Raw genomic sequence first — 18,804 nt, forward strand, 5'->3', positions numbered from 1 at the left:
CGGCAATATGTATTACTTCACTTCATCCGGCAGCGCATACGCGACAATATAGTCGCCCATCTTCGTACCAAATGAACCATGGCCGCCTGCGGAGATGACAACATACTGCTTGCCATTCGCTTCATAGGTCATTGGCGTTGCCTGACCGCCTGCCGGTAAACGGCCCTGCCACAGTTTTTCACCATTGCTCATGTTGTACGCGCGCAGATAGTTATCGGCGGTTGCCGCGATGAACAGAACGTTACCTGCGGTGGAGATAGGCCCGCCCAGCATTGGCATACCCATGTTAAACGGCACCGGAACCGGCATCGGGAACGGCATGCTGTCTTGTGGGGTACCTATACGTTTTTTCCACACTACTTCGTTGGTTTTCAGATCCAGCGCCGAGATGTAACCCCAGGCTGGCTGCTTGCACGGCAGGCCGAACGGCGACAGGAACGGGTTCAGCGTAACGCCGAACGGTACGCCGTACTGCGGCTGAATACCGGATTCGGTACCGCTGCCTTTCGCGTCTTTTGGCGGCTCCATCGGGTTGCCTGGGCCGCGCGGGATCAGTTTAGAGACAAACGGCAGCGCCATCGGGTTAGCAATCGCCACCTGACGGTTCGGGTCAACGGAAATACCGCCCCACTCGAACATCCCCAGGTTACCCGGGAACACCAGCGTGCCCTGCTCAGACGGCGGGGTGAAGATGCCTTCATAGCGCATCTGATGGAACATCACGCGGCACACCAGTTGGTCGAACATGGTGGCGCCCCACATATCCGCGCCGGTCAAATCTTTCTTCGGACGGAAGCTCAGTTCGGAGAACGGCTGCGTCTTAGTGACGTAGTCGCCTTTTGCCGCGCCCTGCGGAACTGGTTTTTCCGGGGCCGGAACAACCAGTTCGCCGTTACGGCGATCGAGGACAAAGATGTTGCCGGTTTTTGCCGGTGCGTAAATCACCGGTACTTTCTCGCCTTTCACCGTGATATCCGCCAGCGTCGGCTGGGACGGCATATCCATATCCCACAGATCGTGGTGAACGGTCTGGTAGCTCCACACCAGTTTGCCGGTAGTGGCGTTCAGCGCCACGATGGAGCTGGCGTAGCGTTCCTGTTCCGGCGTACGGTTGCCGCCCCAGATATCCGGGGTGGTCACGCCCATCGGCAGGTAGACCAGATCCAGCTTCGCGTCATAGGCCGCCGGGGCCCAGGAGTTGGGTGAGTTGAACGTGAAGGTGTGTTCATCCGACGGAATAGCGTTCGGATCTTTCGCGCCTGGATCAAACGCCCACAGCAGCTTACCGGTGTTCACGTCGAAGCCACGAATAACGCCAGAGGTTTCACGGGTTGAGAAGTTATCGGTCACCGAACCGGCAATCACGATAGTTTTATCGGTGATAATCGGTGGAGAGGTGGGTTCATACAGGCCTGGCGTGGTATCCGGCATGTTGGTTTGCAGGTTGAGGATACCTTTGTTGGCAAAGGTTTCGCACAGCTTGCCGGTTTCAGCGTTGACCGCAAACAGACGACCATCATTCACAGGCAGAATGATACGACGTGGACAGTCGGCTACCACTTCCGGGCTCGCTGTTTCAGCGCGCGCTTCGTGGTATGAAACACCACGGCAGGTGACGTGCTGGAAGCTGGAATTGGAATTCAGTTGTGGGTCGAAATGCCACTTCTCTTTCCCGGTGGCCGCATCAAGCGCGAACAGACGCTGGTGGGCGGTACAGAGATAAAGCATGTTGCCGACTTTAATCGGCGTCACTTCGTTGGTCAGCTCACCCGGATCGTCCTCGCGCTTCAGGTCACCCGTGCGGAAAACCCAGGCTTCTTTTAACTTGTGAACGTTCTCGGCGTTGATCTGCTTGAGGGGGGAGAAACGCTGGCCTTCCTGATTACGACCATAGGCAGGCCAGTCTTGATCCGCCACGGTGGAAATCGGTTCGGCTGGGGTCGCATCAGCACTCAGCGTGCCATTGACTTCCTGCGGGTCATTGAAGCCAGCCCAGGTCAGGATGCCGCCGCTAATCAGCAGCGCGACAACCAGCGCGGCAACGGCTCCGCCGGAAGGGATAATCAGGCGACGCCAGACAAAGGGCAGAATCAGCCAGATACCGAAGAAGACCAGAATATCGCTGCGCGGAGTCAGCGCCCAGAAGTCAAAGCCGACTTCCCAAACGCCCCAAATCATGGTCGCCAGCAGGAAAGCCGCATATAACCAAAGCGCCGCACGCTTGCCGCGCCACAGCATCGCTGCAACGGCCAGCATCACCAGACCTGCAATAGGGTAGTACCAGGAGCCGCCAATGGCGACCAGCCAGCCTCCTCCGATGAGAAGATAGAGCCCACAGATAGCCGCAAAAATGGCCGTGAGCACCACGAGTAACCGTGGTTGTTGTGAATTTGTTTCTGCCATAGAGAATACTCGCGTCAGTTTGTTAATTATTGCTTTCAATAGATTATAGGATTTAACAAGTGTGACGGGTATCACAAAATTTGCTTTATTATCCAATTCAGCGGAGAAATCGATTTGCTGGTATACTGACGCGCTTGCCGAACGACGTCTGGGCGTAGCGCCGGGATGTCGATAGATTTACCTCTAAAATCATATGGTTAGTTTTATGAAACATACTGTGGAAGTGATGATCCCGGAAGCGGAGATCAAAGCGCGTATCGCTGAATTGGGCCGTCAGATTACTGAGCACTATAAAGACAGTGGCAGTGAAATGGTGTTAGTGGGTTTGCTGCGCGGCTCATTTATGTTCATGGCTGACCTGTGCCGTGAAGTGCATGTCTCCCACGAAGTCGATTTTATGACGGCTTCCAGCTACGGCAGCGGTATGTCCACCACCCGTGACGTGAAGATCCTCAAAGACCTGGATGAAGACATTCGCGGTAAAGATGTTTTAATCGTGGAAGACATTATCGACTCCGGGAACACGCTGTCGAAAGTACGCGAAATTCTCAGCCTGCGTGGGCCGAAATCACTGGCAATCTGTACGCTGCTGGATAAACCGTCCCGCCGCGAAGTGAACGTGCCGGTTGAGTACGTGGGCTTTGCCATTGAAGATGAGTTTGTGGTGGGTTATGGCATCGATTACGCACAGCGTTATCGCCATCTGCCGTATGTCGGAAAAGTGGTCCTGCTGGACGAGTAATTGACGTTTGGTGTCGGATGGCGCTTCGCTTATCCGACCTACCTGTCCTGAGCCGGGTGAGGCGATGCCGCCGCCCGGCTTTTTAACAGGTATTACTTGTGATTAGCGTGTTTCAGCTTGAGGTTGGAAATCCCGTGGCGATAGCGCTGCTCCAGGGTTTCGCGGTTGGTTGCCGTCACATCGAGATCGCGCAGCAGGCCGTCGTGAATACCGTAGGCCCAGCCGTGAACCGTCACTTTCTGCCCACGTTTCCACGCTGACTGCATAATGGTAGAGTGACCCAGGTTATACACCTGTTCCATGACGTTCAGTTCGCAAAGCGTGTCCAGACGGCGCTCCTGCGGCATTTCGCCTAACAGTGAACTGTGTTTGAACCAGATATCGCGAATGTGCAGTAACCAGTTGTTGATAAGACCCAGCTCTGGGTTTTCAACGGCTGCCTGAACACCGCCGCAGCCGTAGTGGCCGCAAATGATGATGTGCTCAACTTCCAGCACATCCACCGCGTACTGAACCACGGAGAGACAGTTCAAATCGGTGTGAATGACCAGGTTGGCAACATTTCGGTGAACAAATAATTCGCCCGGCTCAAGGCCGGTTAAACGTTCGGCGGGAACGCGGCTGTCGGAACATCCAATCCATAGAAAGCGCGGTTTCTGCGCTTGTGCCAGTTTCTCGAAAAATCCGGGGTCCTCTTCCACCAGCATTTTTGACCATAGTTCATTGTTGCTGATGAGTGTATCTATGTCTTTCATGGAGGTTAACGACCTGTAACCAAGTAAGTGCGTTGCGCTAATATAGGTCAACTCGACTTTTTTTAAAACCATACATTGAACGCAAGAATTCAAAAGAGATATTCAATGACCATTGCACTGGAACTAAAACAGCTTAAAAAAACCTATCCTGGGGGCGTCCAGGCACTGCGCGGAATCGACCTGCAAGTGGAAGCCGGAGACTTCTACGCGCTGCTCGGGCCGAACGGTGCGGGTAAATCGACCACTATCGGCATTATCAGCTCGCTGGTGAACAAATCGTCGGGCTCTGTGAGCGTGTTTGGCTACGATCTGCAAAAAGATGTGGTGAATGCGAAACGCCAGCTAGGCCTGGTGCCGCAGGAGTTTAACTTCAATCCGTTTGAAACCGTGCAGCAGATTGTGGTGCATCAGGCGGGCTATTATGGCGTTGAACATAAAGATGCCGTTGAACGCAGCGAAAAGTATTTAAAACAGCTCGATCTGTGGGAAAAACGTAACGAACGTGCGCGTATGTTGTCCGGTGGGATGAAGCGTCGTTTGATGATTGCCCGCGCGCTGATGCACGAGCCAAAACTGCTGATTCTGGATGAACCGACGGCGGGTGTGGATATCGAACTTCGCCGCTCAATGTGGGGATTTTTGAAGGATTTAAACGACAAAGGCACCACAATCATTCTTACCACTCACTACCTGGAAGAAGCTGAAATGCTGTGCCGCAACATCGGCATCATTCAGCACGGTACGCTGGTGGAAAATACCTCGATGAAGAATCTGCTTTCTAAACTGAAATCGGAAACCTTCATCCTGGATTTAGCGCCGAAAAGCCCGCTGCCAACGCTTGAAGGCTATCAGTATCGACTGGTTGACACCTCAACGTTAGAAGTGGAAGTGCTGCGTGAGCAGGGGATCAACAGCGTATTCGCTCAGCTTAGCGCGCAGGGCATTCAGGTATTAAGTATGCGTAACAAAGCGAACCGACTGGAAGAGCTGTTTGTCTCGCTGGTCCATGAAAAACAAGGAGAGCAGGCATGATGCAGCTTTACTGGGTGGCGCTGAAAAGCATCTGGGCGAAAGAAATTCACCGTTTTATGCGTATCTGGGTGCAAACCCTGGTGCCGCCGGTCATCACCATGACCCTCTACTTTATTATTTTCGGTAACCTGATTGGTTCGCGTATCGGCGAAATGCATGGCTTTAGCTATATGCAGTTTATTGTGCCGGGGCTGATCATGATGTCTGTTATCACTAACGCTTATGCTAACGTCGCGTCCTCATTCTTCAGCGCGAAATTCCAGCGTAATATTGAAGAGCTGCTGGTCGCACCCGTACCGACGCATGTGATCATTGCCGGTTATGTCGGCGGCGGCGTGGCGCGCGGGCTGTGCGTCGGCATTCTGGTGACGGCAATTTCCCTGTTCTTTGTGCCATTCCAGGTGCATTCATGGGTGTTTGTGGCGTTAACGTTGATTCTGACGGCGGTGCTTTTCTCGCTGGCGGGCCTGCTGAATGCGGTCTTCGCTAAAACCTTTGATGATATTAGCCTGATCCCAACCTTCGTGCTGACGCCGCTGACCTATCTTGGCGGGGTGTTCTACTCTCTGACGCTGCTGCCGCCGTTCTGGCAGGGGCTGTCGCATCTGAACCCGATCGTCTACATGATCAGCGGTTTCCGCTACGGCTTCCTCGGCATTCATGATGTGCCACTGGTGACCACTTTCGGCGTGCTGGTGATCTTTATCATCGCTTTCTACATGCTCTGCTGGTATTTGATTCAGCGTGGGCGTGGCCTGCGCAGCTAATTTACTGCCTCCCCCGGTTCTTCCGGGGGAAAAAGTAGACCGCTATCACCGACTTATCTCGTTATTCCCGATACAGTACGCTTTTACCAGGGAGGTAAGCGATGTTAGGTTGGGTGATAGCCTGCCATGATGATAAAGCAGAGGAACTGCTGGAGCGTCTGGAGAAAAAATTTGGCCCGTTGGCTCAGTGTCGGGCAGTAAATTACTGGCGCGGAATGAGCGCTAATATGCTCAGCCGTATGATGTGTGATGCGTTGCATCAGGCCGATTCCGGCGATGGCGTCATTTTCCTGACCGATAAAACCGGGGCTGCGCCTTACCGCGTTGCGGCTTTAATGAGCCATAAGCACGATCGCTGTGAAGTGATTTCCGGCATCGATTTCCCCTTACTCGCCCAGTACTATCCTTTGCGGGAAACGCTCAGCAGCGAGGCTTTCCGTAATGCGATTGTCGATCGCGGCCCGGCAGGCGTCAGCAGTCTTTGGCACCAGCAGCAAAAGAATCCTCCCTTTGTCCTGCTGCATGATGCGTATAAATATTAACCGTAGTTATTGATGTCGCTTTTGTTACAATAGCGACAGTTATTTGCTGCGGTTCTTATCCATGTTGATGCGCTTTGTATTCGTGCTGACGTTGCTGCTTTCCGGCAACGCGGCTGCTGCTCTGACAGCCCCACAAGGGCTTCCTCCTCGCTATATGCAAACCACTGAAGATGCGGCTGTTTGGGCGCAGGTTGGGGATCGTGTCATTACGGTGGGCAATATTCGCGCCGGGCAAATCCTTGATGTGGTGCCCACGGCGGCGGATTACTATGAGTTTCGCTTCGGGTTCGGCACCGGATTTATCGATAAAGATCATCTTGAACTGGTACAAGGGCGGCAGCGCGTCGAGGATGGGCTCGGCGATTTACATCGGCCTTCAAGCAATCAGAACCTGATCACCTGGAAAGATACGCCGGTGTATAACGCGCCGGATGCCGGCAGCGCGCCTTTCGGTACACTGGCGGAGAACTTGCGTTATCCCATACTGAGCGCGTTGAAAGGGCGCTTAAACCAGACCTGGTATCAAATCCGCATTGGCAATCGGCTGGCCTATGTGAGCTCGCTTGATGCACAAATCGACAATGGTATTCCCGTGCTCACCTATCATCACATCCTGCGTGATGAAGAAAATACGCGCTTCCGCCACACCTCCACCACCACCTCGGTACGTGCTTTCAACAACCAGATGACCTGGCTGCGCGACAGGGGCTATACCACCCTGAGTATGTATCAGCTGGAAGGTTACGTGCGAAACAAAATGAATCTTCCGGCGCGGGCGGTGGTTATCACTTTTGATGATGGCCTGAAATCGGTCAGCCGCTATGCGTATCCGGTGCTGAAGCAGTACGGCTTTAAAGCGACGGCGTTTATTATCTCGTCGCGCATCAAAGCGCATCCGCAAAAGTGGGACCCGAAATCGCTGCAATTTATGAGTATTTCTGAACTGCGTGGGATTCAGGATGTGTTTGATTTCCAGTCACATACCCACTTCCTGCATCGTGTTGACTACTCTCGTCATCCGATATTATTGAGCCGCAGTTATCACAATATTCTGTTCGACTTTAAACGCTCGCGCCGGGCGCTGGCGCAGTTCAACCCGCACGTGCTGTATCTCTCTTACCCCTTTGGCGGCTATAACGCCACGGCGGTGCAAGCGGCAAACGACGCGGGGTTCCATCTGGCGGTGACGACGATGAAAGGGAAGGTGAAGCCGGGGGATAATCCGTTCCTGTTGAAACGACTCTACATCTTAAGAACGGATTCGCTGGAGACGATGTCGCGGCTGGTCAGCAACCAGCCGCAGGGGTAGGGCAATCAGGCAACCTGAACCGGAATTGCTTTCGCGGTGCGTTTCATCTCGTTGTCGCCTTCGAAGTAAGCGACTTTCGGACGCCAGGTGCGGGCTTCTTCATCCGGCATGGTGACGAAGCTTGCGATGATCACGATATCGCCCACTTCCGCACAATGCGCTGCTGCGCCGTTTACGGAGATGATGCGGGAACCGCGCTCTGCCGCGATCGCGTAAGTGGAAAAGCGCTTACCATTGGTCACGTTCCAGATATCAATGGCTTCGTTTTCAAGAATACCGGCAGCGTCAAGGAAATCCTGGTCAATGGCGCAAGAGCCTTCGTAGTGCAGGTCAGCCTGGGTCACTTTGACGCGATGGAGCTTACCTTGCAGCATAGTGCGAATCATAACTTCTACCTTTCTACCATAACGATAACAAAGCTGATGTGAATATCAGCTTCAGGAAATTCCTGGCAGTATTGCCCGATTTTGGTTGGGTGTCTACTCATCTGGTGTCGTTTCTTCGCACAGTTTGCGTACAGCTGCGAGAAACTGACGGTAATGAATGTATGCCGTTGATTTTTATCCCGAGCCTGCTCGAGGCGCTAACAATACCTGGCTGACGCCGCGCAGTTGTTCCAGCGATACTGCGCGTACAGGATGCAGGACAAAGGCCGGGATAATGGAAACAGTCGCCACTACGCCGCATGATGCGGTATTCAAAAACTTTTTGACGCACACCGATACGGCACGGGATTTTCTGGATATTCACTTGCCGGAGGAAATCAAAGCGATTTGCGATCTGAGTACGCTCACGCTGGAATCCGGGAATTTTGTCGAAGAGAGTTTACAGGAGCAGTACTCTGACGTGCTTTACTCCGTATCGATGCAGGGACATCCAGGTTATCTGCATATTTTGATCGAGCACCAGAGCACGCCGAGCAAGAAAATTGTCTTTCGGATGATGCGCTATGCTATTGCCGCGATGCACCGCCATCTCGAAGCGGGGTTTCAGCAGTTACCGCTGGTGGTACCTATCCTTTTCTACCAGGGAAAAACATCGCCTTACCCCTACTCGATGTGCTGGATGGATATGTTTGCCTCCCCGGAACTGGCGCGACGCCTTTACAGCGAACCTTTCCCGCTGGTGGACATTACCACCATACCGGACGATGAAATTATGCAGCATCGTCGCGTGGCCATACTGACCAGCCGAAAATATTCTACCGTGAACTGGGAAGGCGCTTGCCGAAGGAGAAAACAATGGGGACTGTTGCTGAGTGGCTTGAAGAGCAGGGGATGCTGAAGGGAATTCAACAGGGCATGCTGCAAGGCGAAAGCAATGCCACGCATCGGGTTGCGGCCCGTATGCTGAAAAGCGGCATGTCGCCAGAACTCGTTGCGGAGATGACCGACTTAACCCGCGAAGAAATCGACAAAATCCCCGACTGGCGCTAACCGTCGTCAGCGCCAGTTTCGGTCAATCAGCCTAATTCGACAATTTTGTTGTCGATCAGGCGTGCCTGTCCGAGCCATGCGGCCATCAGGATCACCGCACGTTTGCTGCTGTCGGTCAGGTCGAGCAGGGTATCGGCATCGCGGATCTGAATGTCGTCGGCGCGGAAGCCTTTTTCATTCAGTTCCTGCTCGGCGATGGCGATAATTTCCGGCTGGTCGCGTTCACCGTTTTGCAGTTTTTCTGCCACGTTACTGAGCACTTTATACAACCCAGGGGCGATCTTACGCTGATCTGACGTCAGGTAGCCGTTACGTGAACTGAGCGCCAGGCCATCTTTGGCGCGAATAATCGGCACGCCCACGATTTCAATATCGAAGCCCATGTCGGCAACCATCTTGCGAATGAGCGCCAGCTGTTGGAAATCTTTCTCGCCGAAGCAGGCGATATCCGGCTGGATCAGGTTAAAGAGCTTGCTGACGATGGTGGAGACACCGCGGAAGTGCCCCGGGCGGCTGGCGCCTTCGAGCATGGTCGAGAGACCCGGAACATCAACAAAGGTATGGTTTTCGGTGCCCTGAGGATAGATTTCCTGGGCTGACGGCGCGAAAACCAGATCCACTTTGCGCTTGTTCAGCTTTTCGCTGTCTTCCTGCAAAGTGCGCGGGTAGCGCGCCAGATCTTCCGGGCGATCAAACTGCATCGGGTTAACGAAAATACTGACCACTACCACATCGGCCCGCGCTTTCGCTTCATCAACCAGCTTCATATGACCATCATGCAGATTGCCCATGGTGGGCACCAGCGCCACGCGCTTGCCTTCCATACGCAGACGGCGGATATGTTGACGCAGCAGCGGCAGGGTTTCGATAATTAACACAACGTGACTCCTTAATGGAAACTGTGTTCTTCGCCCGGATAAACGCCGGACTCGACTTCAGCCATATACTGCCGCACCGCCGCGCGGATGTCGCCCGTTTCGGCAAGGAAATTTTTGGCAAATTTAGGGATATGACCGCCGGTAATACCGAACGCATCGTGCATCACCAGAATCTGCCCGTCGGTGACGTTGCCTGCACCAATACCGATAACCGGGATCGTAAGCGCTTCGGTAATACGTTTCGCCAGCTCAACCGGCACACATTCCAGCACCAGCAGTTGTGCACCTGCGGCTTCCAGCGCCAGCGCGTCGCTCAGCAACTGCTCGCCCGCATCGCCGCGCCCCTGCACTTTATAACCGCCGAAGACGTTGACCGACTGCGGCGTTAGTCCCAGATGGCCGCACACTGGCACAGCACGTTCGGCCAGCATTTTAACCGTGTCGGCGAGCCATGCACCGCCTTCAATTTTGACCATGTTCGCGCCCGCGCGCATCACGATAGCCGAGTTTGCAAACGCCTGTTCCGGTGTGGCATAGGCCATAAACGGCAGGTCAGCCAGCAGCAGGCAGTTTGGCGCGCCGCGACGTACGGCGGCGGTGTGATAGGCGATGTCTTCAACGGTCACGGGAAGGGTGGATTCATGCCCCTGAACGGTCATGCCCAGCGAATCGCCGACCAGCATCACGTTCAGACCTTCGTCAGCAAACAGTTTGGCGAAGCTGTAGTCGTAAGCGGTGATGGTGGCGAAGCGTTTTTTTTCTTGTTTGTATTTGTTCAGTAAGGAGATGGTGGTCGGTTTCATCATAACCCCTGTTAGCCATAAGTGTTATCGATAGGATTGGCGCATTGTAGGGGATGTGAGTGATGAGTGTTAGCCCTTTATGGTCAAAACCGGCAGCGTTAGCTGCCGGGATTTTACTCAGGGGTAGGTGATGGAGAAGACGCCCGTCGCTTTGAAATCTCCGCCCTGGATTTGCTGATTACCATCCTGCTTGAGCGTCGCGGTGAAATTCAGTGTTTGATCGGACGGAGACCCCGAAGCATTACTGCCAATAATACCGTTTGAGGTATCCGGGTTATCGCCATACGCTTTATAGATTGAGGAGGCGTCGTTTGGCTTGAGCACCACTTCCGGATAATGCGAGTTGGACTCGCCTTTAATTTCTACGCCTACGCCGCTGGCGGCATCTGTTGTCAGCGAGTTTCCCAATAGTGAGGTTGATACTGCAGGCGCCCCGGTGGTCAGTTTGACCTCAATGTTAGTCACCCGATAACACCCTTTCAGCACAATTGAAAAAGGCACGCCATTTACACCGTCGATAACCTCTTTCGAACTGTATTCACCCAACCCTACCGTATCGCCCTTACTGACGCTGCTGCCGGAGAGTATCGCCGACGTACAGGTTGGAGACGTTAATGTGACATTCCCCATATTGAAGGTCTGAAAAATAGTGTGGGTATTGAGGTTTCCGCCCGGAGACTGGTTTTTCAACGCGTAGTGATAGGTGGTATCACTCAGCAGGGCAATACTGCCGCTGGTGTCAGGATCGAAGGTAGCGTCGTTATAAAAGTCGATGTCGATATTAGAGACTAAGCCACCAAGGGTCTGATACCAGCCAAGATCGCTCGGGCAGCTTGTTGAGTGAAGGTTGAGTGATTGCGGATTAGTATCACCGATATAAAAGTCGTCTGGTGACGTCGTGGCATACGACCAAAGATTATACATGCGCATGGTGAAATACAGCCCTTGCATGTTGGTTTTCAAAAGTTGGTGACCATTGTAGATATACGGGCTTTTAATAAAATGACTCTCCAGTGAAATCTGTCCGCCCATACCGCCAGGGGAGCAGTAAATGACCCCCGTATTACCATTGCCAGCGGTATCGGCCTGTAGCTGGATTTTTACATTACTGTATTGCAGTGCTGTGGCGCGTCCGATCACCACCTGGCTGTTGCCCGTAGTAAAAGTGGTTGTGGAATAACCATCACCAGCCGGACCTTTGTTTTTCTCACTGCCACCACCATCAACGGTTGTTTTACTGCCAACAATCAATGTATTTGCGGCCTGCAGGTAGCCTGAATATAAGGGCAGTAAAAGCAGAAGTATTTTGCCCCATTTGGGTAACAGAAAACGGTTCATTTCATCATCCTTGAGAACGAATAACATTATTCATAATAAACACCCACAAACACGCTGGCTCTTACTAAGCCGCCGGTCACGGCTTGTGCCAGATCGATCTTCTGCATCCGAGCATAAAAATGGTAGGTGGCATTGGCTAACTGATCCGCGCTCACGGGGTAAATACTTTGCGGTTGGCCGTGGGTGTTCAGCACATTGAAAATACTTTGCGCATCCTGGGTGGATAAAATCACGATGCCGACGTTTTTAGCGCCATTGGCAGCCTGATTGGCGAAAACTTGCTGATTGGTTGCGCCGAGGGTGCCGGCGACGGGCGTAAAACTCACCGTAAGACGTGAAGGATTCTTCCCTGCAACCTGCGCGCAGTCGCTGACCGTAATGTAGAACGACTGACCTCCGGTATAAACGCGATCAACGGAAGTATTCGTGTTCAGATAGTTGTAATCCACCGTGCCTAAATCAATGCTCCCACTATTATCGAGCGTGACCTTGCAACTGGTGCTGACAACGTTGGCGGTCATATTAATGTTGGTATTGGCGACGCAGACCCCTGATATAAGCCATAAGCTGGTGACGAACAGGCGAAAAAGTGATTTCATCGTCATTTACTCATAGGTTACTGAAAAGACAGCGTTAGTGGAGAACTGTCCCGCGCGTACATCGGCGATGGTATTGTCTGTGGCGACGACAATTCTGGCGCTTAACCACCAGTGAACGATGTTCATGCCCGCAGCGCCCGTTAGATCCACAATGCTGGTCGGTTTTGTTTTGCAGTTTAGCTGCACACTTCCCTGACCTTCCGGCTGATTGGTTGTCCATACTTCAATCGATACGCCGGTTGCAGCATCATCGTTGCTGGAAGCCAGGGCGTTGCGAAATCCGCCGCCCGTGCTGGAAGCGCCATCGCATCCGGTTTGTGGCGAGAGGGTAACTTTGGCCTGATCTTTGGCTAAACCTTCACAATTTGAAAACACCAGGCTGAAATTCTGATATTTAGTCTTATTCGCGAGTTCGTTCAGATAGACATCGCCAATATCGATAGTTGTCGCTTGCAGGTCCTGCGCGTTGTGAAGTTCTGCTGTGCAGGTACTGGCGGTAACGGTTGTCCTCACCGTCACGTTCAACGTACTGGAACCGGCCAGGCATTGCGTGTTTATTCCGATGATCAACAGTAGCGCCACAATTATGCGTTGATAATTCATACACTATCCCTGTTAGTTATAAGTAAAAACGAATATCGCTTTTGTCTGAATCACGCCGGGTATCATGTTGTAAGAATTGGTTGTCCGGCGAACTATCCCTGTAATATCAAAGCCGTTGGCGATATCGTTGCGTGTCCAGTTAATAGGCGTCGTTCCATCCACTTTAAACCGCAGGCTGTCATCATCATTAAGCCGTTTAAAGCCCACGCCAATGTAACTGGCTCCGCCTGTTAGCGAGGAATCATTCACCAGTAACGAGTCGGTATAACCGCTGTGTTTACCGCCAATGGTCATCGACATGCTGGAGATGTAGTTATTACAGTTAATCGGCAATAGCTTAAAGCTGGCTTCGGTTTTGGAAGTTTTATTGGTGACATCGGAAACCCCCATCGTCGGTAAATCCAGAAAGTAGTTCTCTGACGATGAGTCACCGCTGAGATTCGCGCCATTGAGCGCACTCACCGTCATCGCGCAGGTGGTCTCTTTGATAGTCGCGGTAAAGTTAACCGACATATCGACGGCCAATACCCACGGTGCATTGAGCAGCGTCGTCAGTAACAGGGTTAACCGTAAAAAGGATCTCATTTCCTCTCCTGTGATTGCAGGGTGCAGGGAACTGCATTTAATACAATGGTTTTGCCCGTCATGGTGGGAGAGGGCGGTATCTGGTAGTGAATGCGGCACTGTTGCTGGCTATTTTTCTCATACCAGGAAACCACCAGTTCCCCTTCGTCGGCAATACCGCGAACGAAAGCCTGGCTCCCCTGCCCAACCGTGCCGATGGACTTCCCGCTGCTGTCCGTCACATCGGAAGCAAACGGTACGGGCTGCTTATCACTGCGCAGCAGATTGAGAATGGCGCTGCGCCCGGTATCGGTGTCGAATTGGCTGAAGATAACCGCCCCCTGGCGCGGGATCGCGACGGTGCTGGTACTTTTCAGTTCCACATCTTCATCCAGGTTGTCCACATTGAGGGCGACGGTATTTTCGTGATACGGCGAGAGCGCGCTGGTCACGCCGTAGCCAAATCGGTCAACGGTACTGCTGCCAAAGTTGATTTGCGCCCCTTTCGCGCCGGGCGCGTTAACCAGCGCCAGCGTGTCTGAATCGGTAAAGCTGTCGTTACTGAACGTTAGCCCGTGGCGGTGTAACACAAAGCCGCCATCGGTGCTCACGCCGTACTGACGACTGTGGTCACTACTGGCGGAGACGGAACCAGAAAGGGTTCCCCAGGGCGACTCATAGCTGGTGAAGCCACTGACGGTTTTCAGGCTCTCCGTCTCTTTCATTGCGTTATAAGAGGTGTTGACGCTGTAGTTCCAGCGGTTGTCCCTGCTGTAGCCGGTGGCGTTAGCGTTGTATTGCGAACTGCCCTTCATATCGCTGTTGACGCTGGTATTGAGCGTTCTGAACCCTCCTTCTCGGCTATCGCGGCCAAACAGTTTGTCCAGCGGAATGGTCAAGCTGAGATAGATAGAGTCATCTTTGTTATTGTCTTCGTCATAGGTACGTTGCAGGCTGACGCTGTAGCTGGCCCAGTCAAAGCCGTTGCTGTAACCAAACGCAAAACTACTCTGCGATTCATTAGTGACCCAGTAGTCCGTCCAGGTCCCGTTCAAATAGAAGGAACCATAATCCTGATCGCCATTTTTTAACGTCTGGTTGAGGCTGACGCTGAACTGGTTTTTCATACGCCCATAGGAGACGATTCCGTTGTAGCCATCATCATAAGGATGGTTAGCGGCGTTAATCAGCGTTAAGGCGTCGTTCAGGCCGAGATAGTTTTTTGTCGAGTAGCGATACGCTGCAATGTTGAGTGACGTTTCGGTCGGCGCAAAATATTTGTTCCACGAAATACGATAGCTCTGGCCTTCATAGGTTTTGTCGTTGGGGATTTCGGTGTGCGACTGCGTCACATCCAGAGAAAATGCCCCCAATGAGGTGTTCATCCCAAGCCCTAACAGCCCGGCCCAGTAGCCGTTATCGGTCATTTGCAGGCCGGTATAGCCGGTAAAGGTATTGCTTAACCCGTAGTAGTACGTTCCCTGTATCAGGTTGGGCTTGTCCTTCAGCTCATCTTTTTTGACTTCACCCGCGCTGATGTCCCATTTGCCCACGCCGGGGCGCATCATCTGGATCACCGACGAATAGGCCTGGGTGAACGTCCGCTGTGAGCCGTCAGACTCGGTGACAGTAACTTCGAGGTCTGCGCCAAACCCGGCTGGCGACAAATCATCGATAGCAAAGGGGCCTGGTGGCACCGTCGTTTCGTAAATCTTGTAGCCGTTCTGGGTAATCGTCACTTTGGCGTTGGAGTTCGCGACCCCGCGGATCACCGGCGCATAAGAGGCGAGCGTCGGCGGCAGCATGCGGCTTTCGCTGTAGAGGCGAACCCCACGAATACGAACGGAATCAAAGGTTTCGCCCGTGGTGTTGGTTTCACCGACAACCAGTTGCGACCGCAGCCTGGTGATATCACGTTGCAGGTACTTATCCTGAAACTCGAAGCTGCCGCCGTTGTCCTGGTCCCACGAATAGTTGCCGTGCGACCGGAAATGCCATCCCCATAAATTAAAGCCGCCCATCAACCCGGCATAGGTACTCTCTGAGGTTTGATTTGGCGACTCACTGCGCCAGCCATTCAGCGTGTAAGAGAGCATTGCCGCGTTGATCCCCTCGTCCCACAGGGAAGGATCCACATAGTTGGCGTAGGTTTTTTGCAGCCAGAGCTGGGGAACATTAATGTCCAGCCGCTGATCGTTACTGTTATAGCTGAGGCTGGATTGGGGAATGGCGACCTCAAGATTAAGACAGTCCTGTGCTGCACTGTCCCGTTTTTGCAAAATCGCGGTATCGTCGAGATTATCCGGCTGGCGAATATGCAGTTGTAGCAGCGTGTTGGCAGAGATACAGGGTTTGGCGCTACGGCTTTTTGCTATTTCAATAAACTCGACAGACAGGTTGCTGGTCGGTTTATTGTTGATAAACACGCTAACGTCGTGACGACCAGGCAAAGCGGGATTGCCATCACTGTAGCGATCAACGTCGATGTTTTTGGCACCGGCGCCCATCAGGAAGGTGTTATCAAATTCAACGGCTTCCTCTGCCGCCACGGCGCTTTGCGCGCAGGGCAGCAGACTGCACGCCACCAGACAGGCGAGTGGAGAGAGGGGAAGTTTTGTGCCGTTGAAAGGCGTCGTCATTGTGCAATCCCTGCGTATTCAGTCAGCACGTCAAAGCTTCACTTTGCCGTCAATGGCGCCGCCAAAGTCGTTGATGGCGGTATATTCAATCGTCGCGCCAGCAGGTGCCGTGCTCAGACCTTTCACCGTCATATCAGCGCTGCTTTTCGGGGAGACCATCGTGGCGTCTACGGTGTATTTTTTTCCACCCGAAATCAGGCTAATGCCGCTAAAAGAGACGTGATACGGCGTTGGGTTAGTGGCCTGAAGCACGACTTTTCCGCCAGAGGATTGCAGATGCCAGGTCAGTTGTTTCGGTGAGTCCGGTGCGCTACCGGTCAGGTTAGCCGGACGGTAAAACAGTTTGATGCGGGTGCGGAAAGCCAACTGCAGGATATTTTTCCCCTGAGCATCGGCTTCGCTCATTTTGGGTGGCACTTCCAGCGCATTGAACCAGAAAACGCTTTCGCGATCGGCAGGCAAGGTTTGGCTGGTATTCCAGGCGATTTTCACCGTCTGCCCACGTTTACCGTCCACACGAGAGACCGGCGGCGTGACGGTAAAAGGCACGGTGATGGTGCTGGGGTCCGCGTTTTCGCTGCCGGTATCAATCCAGGTTTGCACTAGTAGCGGGCGGGTGCCTTTGTTTTCCATACGTAGGGAAACCTCTTTCTGGCCCGCGTTGTAAATAATACGCGTGCCGGAAAGCACAATATCGGCACAGGCGGAAAAGCTGGCTAATGCGCCTGCGCAGGTGAAAAGTGAAGCAAGGAGTAACTGACGCGTCCTGGTCATAACGATATCCTTAATGAGGTTATACAGGCAGCCCGACATCGACTGCCTGGTCGGTATCATGAATTACGGGTAAGTCACCGTATAAGCCGCGTTGGTTTTCACAAACCCGGCAACGACAGGAATCGTCGATGCCTGCTTAACGTAAGACGCCTGGAAGTTCCAGGTCCCTTTACCGTTGGTTAACGTGAGGGATTTAACATCGGTGCTGTCGTTAATTTTGACCTGTTCGTAGGTGCCAGCGCTTGGAACGTAGTGAACGGCAATGGCAACGCCGCTTGCCGCCTGGCTTACGGACATATCGTTATTCAGGGTGCCCTGGCTGTTACTGAAGAAGACCGAGCTCATATTCAGTTTGGCTTCAGCGGCCGGGGGCAAGTTTGCTGAGCAGTCCACCGTAATGGAGAATGGCTCAGCTTTCGCACCAACAGCGGCAGCATTGACTACGCCAGCATCGTTAACTTCAGCCGTTGTTGCGGTTTCCAGGCCAATTTGCCCATCCTGTGCACCACCGTTGACGTGCAGGTTACAGGTGTTATCACTCACCAGACCTGCGAAATCCAGTTGGCCGCCATCCAGCGCGAAGGCCGAACTGGTAAACATAACTAATGCCGCAGCAATAGCGCTTTTCTTCAACATAAAAATATCCTTATAAAAGTTTATGGAGGTGATGGTATTCACCTGCGCGGATTATAAATAACGCCGAAACTGAAGAAAAATAATCACGTTGAATGAAAGCTCTGCGAATTATTTAGTTATTCATTATTTGTATGTTTTTGGTTTTTTCTCGCTATTTCGCACGGTATATCGTGTTACCGTGCGAAGAATAGCGCGACTCTTTAAGGATACGTTATCGTGTAAGCAGCATTGGTCTTAACAAAACCCGCAACGACAGGAGTAGATGCTGCCTGTTTGACATAGGAAGCCTGGAAGTTATAGGTACCTTTGCCGTTCGTTAATGTCAGTTTCTTTGTATCGGTACTGTCATTAATTTTGACTTGCTCAAATGTGCTGGCGGCAGATTGATAGTGAACAGCAATTGCCACCCCGTTTGCCGCCTGACTCACAGACATATCGTTATTGAGTGTGCCCTGACTGTTACTGAAAAAGACTGAACTCATGTTCAGATTAGCTTCAGCAGAAGCGGGCGTATTTGCGGAGCAATCTACCGTGATGGAGAAGGGTTCTGGCTTAGCGCCTGTGGTTACAGCATTCACCACCCCGGCAGCGTTTACCTCCGTGGTGGTTGCGGTTGCAAGGCTGATTTGCCCATCCTGTGCCCCCCCATTGACGTGCAGGTTACAGGTGTTATCACTCACCAAACCGGAGAAATCGAGTTGCCCTCCATCCAGCGCTAACGCCGGTAATGAAACGAGAGAAAAGAGAATGCCAAGAGCGAGTTTTTGTTTTGCCATTAAAATATCCTTATTAAACAATAGATAGAAAAATAACCAGTAATGATACTTCTCGGCGCAGTTATACCGATGACTTTGTTTTTTGTAAAATTCACAAATTCAATGTTAAATTATGTTTCATTCGTTGTTTGCATTAAATTTCATATGGTTATATTTTCTTTTTTTATCATATTTTTGCTTTGATGATTTCAAAATGGGGATGGATGGC

General features: G+C 52.5%; 20 protein-coding genes. 7 read left to right on the forward strand and 13 right to left on the reverse strand.

Annotation, left to right across the window (positions count from 1 at the left end; genetic code table 11):
• Positions 1-12: 12 nt before the first annotated feature.
• Positions 13-2,403, reverse strand: a complete 2,391-nt coding sequence (locus ACWWFX_RS14525) for a glucose/quinate/shikimate family membrane-bound PQQ-dependent dehydrogenase (RefSeq protein WP_473224114.1) — start codon at positions 2,401-2,403, stop codon at positions 13-15.
• Positions 2,404-2,608: 205 nt separating this feature from the next.
• Between ACWWFX_RS14525 and hpt the strand changes: the two genes are divergently transcribed.
• Complete coding sequence (gene hpt / locus ACWWFX_RS14530) at positions 2,609-3,145, forward strand: hypoxanthine phosphoribosyltransferase (RefSeq protein WP_015965881.1); 537 nt, start codon at positions 2,609-2,611, stop codon at positions 3,143-3,145.
• Positions 3,146-3,237: 92 nt separating this feature from the next.
• On the opposite strand, the gene can is transcribed toward hpt, so the two are convergent.
• Positions 3,238-3,900, reverse strand: a complete 663-nt coding sequence (gene can / locus ACWWFX_RS14535) for a carbonate dehydratase (RefSeq protein ID WP_149463140.1) — start codon at positions 3,898-3,900, stop codon at positions 3,238-3,240.
• A gap of 105 nt (positions 3,901-4,005) precedes the next feature.
• Between can and ACWWFX_RS14540 the strand changes: the two genes are divergently transcribed.
• The 4 genes from ACWWFX_RS14540 to ACWWFX_RS14555 all read left to right on the forward strand — a co-directional run bounded on the left by ACWWFX_RS14540 (position 4,006) and on the right by ACWWFX_RS14555 (position 7,550).
• On the forward strand, positions 4,006-4,932 hold the full coding sequence (locus ACWWFX_RS14540; RefSeq protein WP_473224115.1) for an ABC transporter ATP-binding protein: 927 nt from the start codon (positions 4,006-4,008) through the stop codon (positions 4,930-4,932).
• Positions 4,929-5,699, forward strand: coding sequence for an ABC transporter permease (locus ACWWFX_RS14545; RefSeq protein WP_276221683.1), 771 nt, complete (start codon positions 4,929-4,931; stop codon positions 5,697-5,699). Before ACWWFX_RS14540 ends, ACWWFX_RS14545 begins: the two co-directional genes overlap by 4 nt.
• 101 nt (positions 5,700-5,800) lie before the next feature.
• Positions 5,801-6,241 (forward strand): PTS sugar transporter subunit IIA, encoded by a 441-nt coding sequence (locus ACWWFX_RS14550; protein WP_276221681.1) that lies wholly within the window; start codon positions 5,801-5,803, stop codon positions 6,239-6,241.
• A gap of 61 nt (positions 6,242-6,302) precedes the next feature.
• Positions 6,303-7,550 carry a polysaccharide deacetylase family protein gene (locus ACWWFX_RS14555; RefSeq protein ID WP_276221679.1) on the forward strand — a complete coding sequence of 416 codons (1,248 nt, stop codon included), beginning with the start codon at positions 6,303-6,305 and terminating at the stop codon, positions 7,548-7,550.
• 5 nt (positions 7,551-7,555) lie between these two features.
• Here the strand turns inward: ACWWFX_RS14555 and panD are convergent, their stop codons facing one another.
• Positions 7,556-7,936, reverse strand: coding sequence for an aspartate 1-decarboxylase (gene panD / locus ACWWFX_RS14560; RefSeq protein ID WP_015965876.1), 381 nt, complete (start codon positions 7,934-7,936; stop codon positions 7,556-7,558).
• A 274-nt stretch (positions 7,937-8,210) separates the two neighbouring features.
• On the opposite strand from panD, the gene ACWWFX_RS14565 reads away from it, so the two are divergent.
• Together ACWWFX_RS14565 and ACWWFX_RS14570 are read left to right on the forward strand one after the other, a co-directional pair.
• Positions 8,211-8,834, forward strand: a complete 624-nt coding sequence (locus tag ACWWFX_RS14565) for an Rpn family recombination-promoting nuclease/putative transposase (protein ID WP_473224116.1) — start codon at positions 8,211-8,213, stop codon at positions 8,832-8,834.
• Positions 8,792-8,986, forward strand: a complete 195-nt coding sequence (locus ACWWFX_RS14570) for an Rpn family recombination-promoting nuclease/putative transposase (protein WP_473224117.1) — start codon at positions 8,792-8,794, stop codon at positions 8,984-8,986. The genes ACWWFX_RS14565 and ACWWFX_RS14570 overlap by 43 nt, the downstream gene beginning before the upstream one ends.
• Positions 8,987-9,012: 26 nt before the next feature.
• Here ACWWFX_RS14570 and panC read toward each other — a convergent pair whose 3' ends face one another.
• The 10 genes from panC to ACWWFX_RS14620 form a co-directional block, all read right to left on the reverse strand.
• Positions 9,013-9,864, reverse strand: coding sequence for a pantoate--beta-alanine ligase (panC, locus tag ACWWFX_RS14575; RefSeq protein ID WP_456147159.1), 852 nt, complete (start codon positions 9,862-9,864; stop codon positions 9,013-9,015).
• 11 nt (positions 9,865-9,875) lie between these two features.
• The gene (gene panB / locus ACWWFX_RS14580; RefSeq protein ID WP_276221786.1) at positions 9,876-10,667 is read right to left on the reverse strand and encodes a 3-methyl-2-oxobutanoate hydroxymethyltransferase; all 792 of its coding nucleotides are present in this window, start codon (positions 10,665-10,667) and stop codon (positions 9,876-9,878) included.
• 117 nt (positions 10,668-10,784) lie between these two features.
• Positions 10,785-12,005 (reverse strand): fimbrial protein, encoded by a 1,221-nt coding sequence (locus ACWWFX_RS14585; RefSeq protein WP_276221672.1) that lies wholly within the window; start codon positions 12,003-12,005, stop codon positions 10,785-10,787.
• Positions 12,006-12,031: 26 nt separating this feature from the next.
• Positions 12,032-12,604 carry a fimbrial-like protein gene (locus ACWWFX_RS14590; RefSeq protein WP_276221669.1) on the reverse strand — a complete coding sequence of 191 codons (573 nt, stop codon included), beginning with the start codon at positions 12,602-12,604 and terminating at the stop codon, positions 12,032-12,034.
• Between the two features lie 6 nt (positions 12,605-12,610).
• Entirely contained in the window at positions 12,611-13,207 is a 597-nt protein-coding gene (locus ACWWFX_RS14595) for a fimbrial protein (protein ID WP_276221667.1), read from the reverse strand.
• A gap of 12 nt (positions 13,208-13,219) precedes the next feature.
• Positions 13,220-13,792 carry a fimbrial protein gene (locus ACWWFX_RS14600; protein WP_276221665.1) on the reverse strand — a complete coding sequence of 191 codons (573 nt, stop codon included), beginning with the start codon at positions 13,790-13,792 and terminating at the stop codon, positions 13,220-13,222.
• Positions 13,789-16,410 carry an outer membrane usher protein gene (locus ACWWFX_RS14605; RefSeq protein WP_473224118.1) on the reverse strand — a complete coding sequence of 874 codons (2,622 nt, stop codon included), beginning with the start codon at positions 16,408-16,410 and terminating at the stop codon, positions 13,789-13,791. Before ACWWFX_RS14605 ends, ACWWFX_RS14600 begins: the two co-directional genes overlap by 4 nt.
• 30 nt (positions 16,411-16,440) lie before the next feature.
• Positions 16,441-17,184: a fimbrial chaperone gene (locus ACWWFX_RS14610; RefSeq protein WP_276221661.1), complete on the reverse strand. Its 744-nt coding sequence runs from the start codon at positions 17,182-17,184 to the stop codon at positions 16,441-16,443.
• A 63-nt stretch (positions 17,185-17,247) separates the two neighbouring features.
• Positions 17,248-17,820, reverse strand: coding sequence for a fimbrial protein (locus ACWWFX_RS14615; RefSeq protein ID WP_473224119.1), 573 nt, complete (start codon positions 17,818-17,820; stop codon positions 17,248-17,250).
• A 200-nt stretch (positions 17,821-18,020) separates the two neighbouring features.
• On the reverse strand, positions 18,021-18,596 hold the full coding sequence (locus ACWWFX_RS14620; RefSeq protein WP_473224120.1) for a fimbrial protein: 576 nt from the start codon (positions 18,594-18,596) through the stop codon (positions 18,021-18,023).
• Positions 18,597-18,804: the final 208 nt, after the last annotated feature.

The sequence above is a fragment of the Pseudocitrobacter sp. 2023LY-00077 genome (genome assembly GCF_055796175.1).